This is a genomic window from Nocardioides pacificus, assembly GCF_054775955.1.
In genome coordinates this window covers 626,225-633,998 of sequence record NZ_BAAHCI010000015.1, presented here as the reverse complement: position 1 = coordinate 633,998, position 7,774 = coordinate 626,225, and the positions used below count along the sequence as shown (strand labels likewise).

The 7,774-nt window shown below is 70.4% G+C and carries 8 protein-coding genes; 2 read left to right on the top strand and 6 right to left on the bottom strand.

Annotated features, from left to right (window positions below; all coding sequences use genetic code 11):
- Positions 1-41: 41 nt before the first annotated feature.
- Positions 42-587 carry a hypothetical protein gene (locus ACYU7L_RS21510; protein ID WP_460800868.1) on the bottom strand — a complete coding sequence of 182 codons (546 nt, stop codon included), beginning with the start codon at positions 585-587 and terminating at the stop codon, positions 42-44.
- A 121-nt stretch (positions 588-708) separates the two neighbouring features.
- Here ACYU7L_RS21510 and ACYU7L_RS21505 point away from each other — a divergent pair, with 121 nt between their 5' ends.
- Together ACYU7L_RS21505 and ACYU7L_RS21500 are read left to right on the top strand one after the other, a co-directional pair.
- A complete protein-coding gene (locus ACYU7L_RS21505) occupies positions 709-1,464 on the top strand; it encodes a LysM peptidoglycan-binding domain-containing protein (RefSeq protein WP_460800866.1) in 756 nt (251 codons plus the stop codon).
- Positions 1,461-1,979, top strand: a complete 519-nt coding sequence (locus ACYU7L_RS21500; RefSeq protein WP_460800863.1) for an Rv3235 family protein — start codon at positions 1,461-1,463, stop codon at positions 1,977-1,979. The genes ACYU7L_RS21505 and ACYU7L_RS21500 overlap by 4 nt, the downstream gene beginning before the upstream one ends.
- Positions 1,980-1,994: 15 nt before the next feature.
- Here the strand turns inward: ACYU7L_RS21500 and ACYU7L_RS21495 are convergent, their stop codons facing one another.
- From ACYU7L_RS21495 to ACYU7L_RS21475, 5 genes are all read right to left on the bottom strand, one after another.
- On the bottom strand, positions 1,995-2,144 hold the full coding sequence (locus ACYU7L_RS21495; protein ID WP_460800861.1) for a hypothetical protein: 150 nt from the start codon (positions 2,142-2,144) through the stop codon (positions 1,995-1,997).
- A gap of 212 nt (positions 2,145-2,356) precedes the next feature.
- The gene (locus tag ACYU7L_RS21490; protein ID WP_460800859.1) at positions 2,357-2,899 is read right to left on the bottom strand and encodes a signal peptidase I; all 543 of its coding nucleotides are present in this window, start codon (positions 2,897-2,899) and stop codon (positions 2,357-2,359) included.
- Positions 2,900-2,984: 85 nt separating this feature from the next.
- Positions 2,985-3,440 carry a hypothetical protein gene (locus ACYU7L_RS21485; protein ID WP_460800857.1) on the bottom strand — a complete coding sequence of 152 codons (456 nt, stop codon included), beginning with the start codon at positions 3,438-3,440 and terminating at the stop codon, positions 2,985-2,987.
- 196 nt (positions 3,441-3,636) lie between these two features.
- Positions 3,637-6,444, bottom strand: a complete 2,808-nt coding sequence (gene secA, locus ACYU7L_RS21480; protein ID WP_460800855.1) for a preprotein translocase subunit SecA — start codon at positions 6,442-6,444, stop codon at positions 3,637-3,639.
- Positions 6,445-6,526: 82 nt separating this feature from the next.
- Entirely contained in the window at positions 6,527-7,771 is a 1,245-nt protein-coding gene (locus tag ACYU7L_RS21475) for a winged helix-turn-helix domain-containing protein (RefSeq protein ID WP_460800853.1), read from the bottom strand.
- Between the last annotated feature and the right edge of the window lie 3 nt (positions 7,772-7,774).

Genomic DNA, 7,774 nt, shown 5'->3' with positions numbered 1-7,774 from the left:
CCCCACGACGCGCTCTGGCGCGGCCTGGGGCACACGACCCGTCACTGCTCAGGACTCTGCACCGCCGCCAGCCCGGCGTGGGCCACCAGCAGCCGTCGGGACGAGCGCCCCTCCCCCGTGACGGCCTCCACGAAGTCGTGCCCCACCCGGGCCAGCGTCACCTCGTATCTGCTGCCGTCGACCAGGTGCACCACGCACCGCTCCCCCGCCTCGGCGAGGCGACGCAGGGCCGATCCCAGACCGAGCCGGTGGATCGGCGACCACGCCTCCTCGGGCACGGAGCGCTCCGAGGCTCCGTGTACGGCGAGCACGGCCCCGGTACGCACGACCCAGTCCTGGCCCGGTCCCTGCAGCAGGAACCAGCCCGGCCCCACGCGCTGCAGCACGCCTCGGACCGACCCCACCCCGAGCAGCGACACCCCCACCTCCCGGTCGAGGGAGGCCATCAGCCGGCTGTCGAGCTCGACGCGCTGATACTCCGCGCGCATCCGGTCGGCGAGCTCGAGCTCGCGCTCCGCGTGGAAGAGCGAGTCCGCCTGGGACTCCAGGTCGTCGAAGAGCGCGAACAGCTGTTCCTCCCACGTCATGGGTCGACCCTTTCATGCGCCCAGCGCACCCTTCCGGCGATTCTGCTGTGGACAAACGTTTGACGAACCCCGCGAATCGTCTTTGAATGAGGCAAACAGACGCAAACGAAAGGTTTGAACGGTGTCTCGGGATCACGTTCGCGCCCCTCTCGCGCGCTGCCTCTCCGTGTGGCTGGCCGTGACGGCCCTGGCCGGCGGCCTGTCGCTGGTGGCGGTGCCGGAGCTCGCCGCTGCCCGGGATGCCTGGACCCACGGCGCGCTCGCGACCCAGCGCTTCGACACCCTGCTGGTGTGGCTGGCGGCCGCCGTCGCCGTCGGCTGCCTGGTCTGGCTCTGGCTGGTGACCACGTCGGTGGCGCTGGGCGCCGCCCGCGGACGGGGAGCGACCAAGGTCATCGCCTGTCCGGCCGCCCTGCGCCGGCTGCTGCTCGCGGCCTGCGGCGTCGCCCTCGCGAGCGGTCTCGCCGCGCCCGTGAACGCCGTACCCACGCATGTGCACGGGGACGGCGGTGGCCCCTCGGCGTTGGAGGGACTGCCGCTGCCGGAGCGGCCCGCCGATCCCTGGGGCGCCCCCCAGCATCTGCGGCCTCCTCCGTCAGAGCTCCGCGACGGTCCTGGGGCGGGTGCCCGGCGGGGGCCGCATGCCGACGCCGACGCCGACTCCGACGCCGACTCCGGGCGGGCCGCCCGGGTGGTCGTCCACAGCGGCGACACACTCTGGGGCATCGCCGCCGACACCCTGCCCGACGACGCGGGCCCCGCGGCGGTCGACGAGCGCTGGCGTGCGATCTACGCCGCCAACGCCGAGCGCGTCGGCACCGACCCCGACCTCATCCTTCCCACCACCCACCTGCGGCTCCCCAGGAGGATCCGATGACTCCCTTCCACGACAAGGTCACCCCGCTGCCCGGCCCCGTTCCCATCGCGAGCGTCCAGGGCACCCTGGCCCTCGACCTCCAGCCGCGCCTGGACCCTCCGGAGGTCCACCGCAGCGCCGTCGGTCGCGCCGGGGGCGACGTCATCTCCATCGACCTGCCGGTGCGCCGCGACCTTGAGAAGTGGGCCCGGCGCTACACCCAGGCCGTGGTCGAGATCGTGCACGGCGACCGTCCCGTCTCCCAGCTGGTGCGCTGGACTGCGCCCCGGGTGCACGAGGACCTCGCCCGACGGGCCGTGCTGGTGGCCCAGGCCGGTCTGCACCGGGCCGGACACGGGCGAGGACGACGACCGGACCTGCGCCCGCAGGTCGAGAGCATCCACAGCTGCTTCGTCTCGCGGGAGATCGCCGAGGTCAGTGCCCGCGTGAGGTACGGCGGTCGCTCGCGCGCCGTCGCCGCCCGCTTCGAGATCCTCGGCGGGCGCTGGCAGTGCACCGCGCTGGAGTTCGCCTGAGGGTGCCCGGCAGCGTCACTCGTCCACCGACGGCTCCAGCGTCCCCTCCTTGGTGGCCTCCCCGAGCTCGGGCCCCTCGTCGGTTCCCGGCACCTCGTCGGTTCCCGGCACCTCGTCGGTCTCCGGCGCCTGATCGCTCTCCGGCGCCTGGTCGCTCCTCGGCATGTCGTCCACCTCCGGGGCTGGCGGGGGATCACTCGCCGGCGAAGTGGGCAGGGATGTCGCGGGCAATCCCTCGGCGACGACCCTCCAGGTCTGGATCGGGCTGGCTGCGACCTCGAGGTGCGCAGCTGCAGCAGTCGAGTGAGGGGCCAGCCCCGGCAGCAGGAGCAGGCTCGCCACCGCGGCGCCGAGCGCCGTCACCGGCGCGCTGTGTCTCATCTTCTCGCCCCGGCGCGGGTCGCCCGGTGCGTGGCATGGCCGGCACCCACGCTCCTACGCGGGCGCGGACGTGCGTCGAGCGTGAGGACGACAAGCGTGATGAGCCCAGCAGCGAGGCCGATCACCCGGGGGTCACGCGGGAGATCGAACAGCCATGCGGAGTCCGGGACGTGGAGCCAGGCACGTCCGACGACGTCGGCGTCGGTCGGGTGCCACGGGTCGGGATCGGGGTTGTTGTCACCCTGGAGGACGTAGCCGGAGGCGCCGTCACCCCCGATGATGCGGTGGATGACCTGGCCTGTGCCGGTCCCGTTGGCGACCTCGAACGCCACGATGTCGCCGGCGCTGTAGGTGTCCTGTCGGCGCGTCACGACGAGGTCACCGGTCCGGTAGGTGCCGTCCATGCTGTGCCCGGAGACCAGGATGTACGCCGCTGGGCCATGGAACGCGGTCGGTGCCAACGTGAGGAACCAGCCCCCCAGGAGCGCGAGCACTAGCACGTTGCCGAGCATGCGTCCGCTCAGCAGATGGCGTCTCATGGCCGCCTCCTCGGGTGGAATGTCCAGAGCCAGATCGTGGTGGCGTCCCGGGTCGGGACGCCACCGGGTGATCAGGTGCGAGCGGTCACGGGTTGGTGTTGGAGCCGTCCACGGTCATGCCGGGGTAGCCGCCGTCCACGCTGATCCGGATGGCGTTCAGGTCCGCGGTGGGAACGCCGCTGCCGGGCGGGCCCGCGTAGGCCAGGCGGATGTACTGAGTGCCCGCCCCCAGGGCCGGGTCCAGTCGCTCGGACTTGAAGCGAGCGAGCTCGGTCCCGCCCGGCGACAGGGCAATCAGGTGGACGGCCTGTCCCTGGCACTCCGAGTCGGTCAGCTTGATCAGGGCGCTGTCCACGTAGGGCGGGTTGGTGTGGTCGTTGTGCCCCCACTCGACCACGCTCGCGCTGGTGGCGCACTGGAGGTCGTAGGTGTCGCCGGACTGGATGGGGGCGGCGCTGACACCGCCGACGAAACCGGCGGCCGAGGCGGCGCCGACCGCGGCGAGCACCGCGACGACGGGAACTGCGATGAGCTTCTTCATTGGTTCTCCTTGACGGGTAGCGAGGGAGGGTCCCCCGTGGCCACCTCCCTCTCGCCACGAGAAGTAAGGTGCGGACCCAATCTCCGCCCGAGCAGGCCTCACCGGCATCGTCGAATCTGGGTAGCCCAAGCAAAATGGACGAGGCCCCCTCCCTCCACGCCTGTGGAGGGAGGGGGCCTCGTTGCCCAGCCGGGACTCAGCCGTTGACGCGGGTGGTCAGGCCGGTCGGCCCACCGGGAGCGCCGTGGCACTTCTTGAACTTCTTGCCCGAGCCACAGGGACAGTCGGCGTTGCGGCCGATCCCGGCGTAGGGGTCGTCGGCCTCCTCGGTGACCACCTCGACGTCGCCGTCCTCCGTCGGCGCCGAGTAGGTGAGGTTCTGCGGGGCCGCCGGCTTGTCCAGGCCCTTGGCGCGGATCTGCGGAGCCTCACGCGGCTTCTCGAGGGCGACCGCGGGAGGCTGGCTGTCAGCCGAGTCCTCCTCGAGCTCCAGCTCGTCGTCCGGCTCCTCGTCGACCTGCACCTCGAGGTTGAACAGGAAGCCGACGGCCTCCTCCTTGATGGCGTCCATCATGACGGCGAACATGTCGAAGCCCTCACGCTGGTACTCCACCAGCGGGTCACGCTGCGAGTAGGCCCGCAGGTAGATGCCCTCGCGCAGGTAGTCCATCTCGTAGAGGTGCTCGCGCCACTTGCGGTCGATCACGGACAGCAGCACGCGCCGCTCGAGCTCGCGCATCACCTCCTCGCCGACCTCCGCCTCACGCTTGGCGTAGGCGCTCAGAGCGTCGGCGCGCAGGTCCTCGATCAGCCGCTCACGGCTGAGGTTGGTGCGCCCACCCGCGTCCTTCTCGAGCTGCTCCAGATCGAGCGAGACGGGGTAGAGCTGGCCGAGCGCGGTCCAGAGGCCGGCGAGGTCCCAGTCGTCGGGGTAGTCGGAGGTGGCGCCCCTGACGTAGCCCGCCACCACGTCGTCGATGAAGGCCCGCACCTGGTCGGCGAGGTCCTTGCCCTCGAGGACCGCCCGGCGCTCGCCGTAGATCACCTCACGCTGCCGGCTCATCACGTCGTCGTACTTGAGGACGTTCTTGCGCGACTCGAAGTTCTGCGACTCGACCTGCCCCTGGGCATTGGCGATCGCGCCGGTGACCCGCTTGTTCTCGATCGGGACGTCGTCGGGGACCTTGAGCACGGTGAGCACCCGGTCGACCCAGTCGGACTTGAACAGCCGCATCAGCTCGTCCTGCAGGGACAGGTAGAAGCGGGACTCCCCCGGGTCGCCCTGGCGACCGGAGCGACCTCGCAGCTGGTTGTCGATGCGGCGAGACTCGTGACGCTCGGTGCCGACGACGTAGAGCCCACCGAGCTCCTTGACCGCCTCGTGCTCCGTGGCGACCTGTTCCTTGATCCGCTCGACCACCTCGGGCCACGCGGCGTCGTACTCCTCCGCGGTGTCCCCGACCGGCTCCAGGCCCTTCTTGCGCAGCTCCTGGTCGGCGAGGAACTCCACCGAACCACCGAGCATGATGTCGGTGCCTCGACCGGCCATGTTGGTGGCGACCGTGACAGCTCCGCGGTGACCGGCCATGGCGACGATGGCGGCCTCGTCGGCGTGCACCTTCGCGTTGAGGACCGTGTGCGGGATGCCCTTCTTCTTCATCAGGTCGGAGAGGTGCTCGGACTTCTCGACCGACACCGTGCCGACGAGGACCGGCTGGCCCTTGTCGTGGCGCTCGGCGATGTCCTCGACGACGGCGAGGTACTTCGCCTCCTCGGTGCGGTAGACCAGGTCGGCCTGGTCCATGCGCAGCATCGGCTTGTTGGTCGGGATCTGGACCACGCCGAGCTTGTAGATCTTGTCGAACTCGGACGCCTCGGTCATCGCCGTGCCGGTCATGCCGGAGAGCTTGGAGTAGAGACGGAAGTAGTTCTGCAGGGTGACCGTCGCGAGCGTCTGGTACTCCTCACGGACCTCCACCCCCTCCTTGGCCTCGATCGCCTGGTGCAGGCCGTCGTTGTAGCGACGACCCGCGAGCATGCGGCCGGTGTGCTCGTCGACGATGAGCACCTCGCCGTTCATGACGACGTACTCCTTGTCGTTGCGGAACAGCTCCTTGGCCTTGATGGAGTTGTTCATGAACGAGATCAACGGCGTGTTGACCGAGTCGTAGAGGTTGTCAATGCCCAGGTGGTCCTCGACCTTGGTGATGCCGGGCTCGAGCACGGAGATCGTGCGCTTCTTCTCGTCGACCTCGTAGTCGACGTCCTTGGTGAGCTTGCGCGCGATCTTGGCGAACTCGCCGTACCAGCGCACCTCGTCCTGAGTGGGACCGCTGATGATCAGCGGGGTCCTGGCCTCGTCGATGAGGATCGAGTCGACCTCGTCGACGATCGCGTAGTGGTGGGGGCGCTGGACGCACTCCTCGATGGAGCTGGCCATGTTGTCGCGCAGGTAGTCGAAGCCGAGCTCGTTGTTGGTGCCGTAGGTGATGTCGCAGTTGTAGGCCTCGCGCCGCTCGTCGGGACGCATGCTCGGCAGGATGACGCCGACGCTCATGCCCAGGAAGTGGAAGACGCGGCCCATCATCTCGGACTGGTACTTCGCGAGGTAGTCGTTGACGGTGACGACGTGCACGCCCTTGCCGGGCAGGGCGTTGAGATAGGCCGGCATGGTCGCGACCAGGGTCTTGCCCTCACCGGTCTTCATCTCGGCGATGTTGCCCAGGTGCAGGGCCGCGCCACCCATCACCTGGACGTCGTAGTGACGCTGTCCGATGACCCGCTTGGCGGCCTCGCGGACGGTGGCGAACGCCTCGGGCATCAGGTCGTCGACCGTCTCACCCTGCTCGAGCCGCTCGCGGAACTCCACAGTCATGCCGCGCAGCTCCTCGTCGGTCATCTTGACGAAGTCGTCCTCGATCGCGTTGACGGCGGATGCGACGGCCTCGAGCTGTCGCAGGATCTTGCCCTCGCCGATGCGGAGGATTCTGTCGAGGATGGCCACGGGCTGAACTCCTGGATGGTGGACTGGGCGCAGCTGGTGCCGCACGGTGCGGTCGCCGCGACACGGCGATCCAGCCGTCATGCTACCCAGCGGGACCCACCGGGCCCGATCGCGGTGCTCGCGAGCCCCCCAGCGCCCACTCCAGAGCCGGCGCCAGGTCCCCACGCGACTCCACCACGACCTCCGTGAGGCCGAGCCAGCCGGCCAGCTGGGTCAGCTCGGCGGCCAGCTCCTCGGCTGTCTCCGCGGGAGCATGGTCCTCCGCGAAGGCGCCGCGCACCAGGAGACGACCGCCTGCGCGGTCCGCCTTGAGATCGACCCGCGCGACGATCCGATCCCTAAGCAGGAACGGCAGCACGTAGTAGCCGTGCACCCGCTGGGCGGCGGGGACGTAGATCTCGATCCGGTAGCGGAAGCCGAACAGCGCCTCGGTCCGGCTGCGCTCCCAGCACAGCGGGTCGAAGGGGCTCAGCAGGGCACGGGCCCGCACCTTGCGCGGCAGCCGAGCGTCCCGGTGCAGGTAGGCCGGGCGTCGCCACCCCTCGACGGAGACCGGGAGCAGCTCCCCCTCCTCGACCAGCTCCGCGATCGCAGGCCCGACCGCCCCCGCCGACAGACGGTAGTAGTCGCGCAGGCACTGCGCCGATGCGATCCCGTGCGAGCGGGCGGCGCGCCGCACGAGCTCACGGTTGGCCGTCGTCTCGTCCGGCACCGGCAGCGCCAGGACGGGTGCGGGCAGGACTCGCTCGGGAAGGTCGTAGACCACCTCGAACTGCCGGTTGCGCGAGGCGATGGCCACCTCGCCCACGAGGTAGAGGTAGTCGAGCACCTTGCGTGCCTCGGACCAGTTCCAGCCCCAGTGATCACGCGAGCGGGGCCGGCCGTCGTCCAGGTCGCGGGCGGTCACAGGTCCCCGCGCGCGGACCTGCTCCAGCACCGACGTCTCGAGCTCGGGGCGCGCCGCCATCACCGACCACTTGCCACGGCGGGCCCGGTAGTGCTCGCGCCGATGGTGCATGACCGGCCACAGGTCGACGGGCATGAGGGCCTGCGCGTGCGCCCAGTACTCCACCATCCGTCGGGGCCGGCGCTCGGACGCACGGTGCAGGAGGTCCACGTCATAGGCGCCCATCCGCGAGTAGAGCGGCATGTAGTGCGCCCGGGCGAGGACGTTGACGGAGTCCACCTGCAACACGCCGGTGCGCCGCATGGTGCGGTCCAGCGTGCGCATGGTGGGACGCGCGTGGCGCGGGTCCAGGAAGCCCTGAGCAGCGAGCACGACCCGGCGCGCCTGTGCCTGCGACAGGCTGGTCTCGCGCGCGCTCATCCG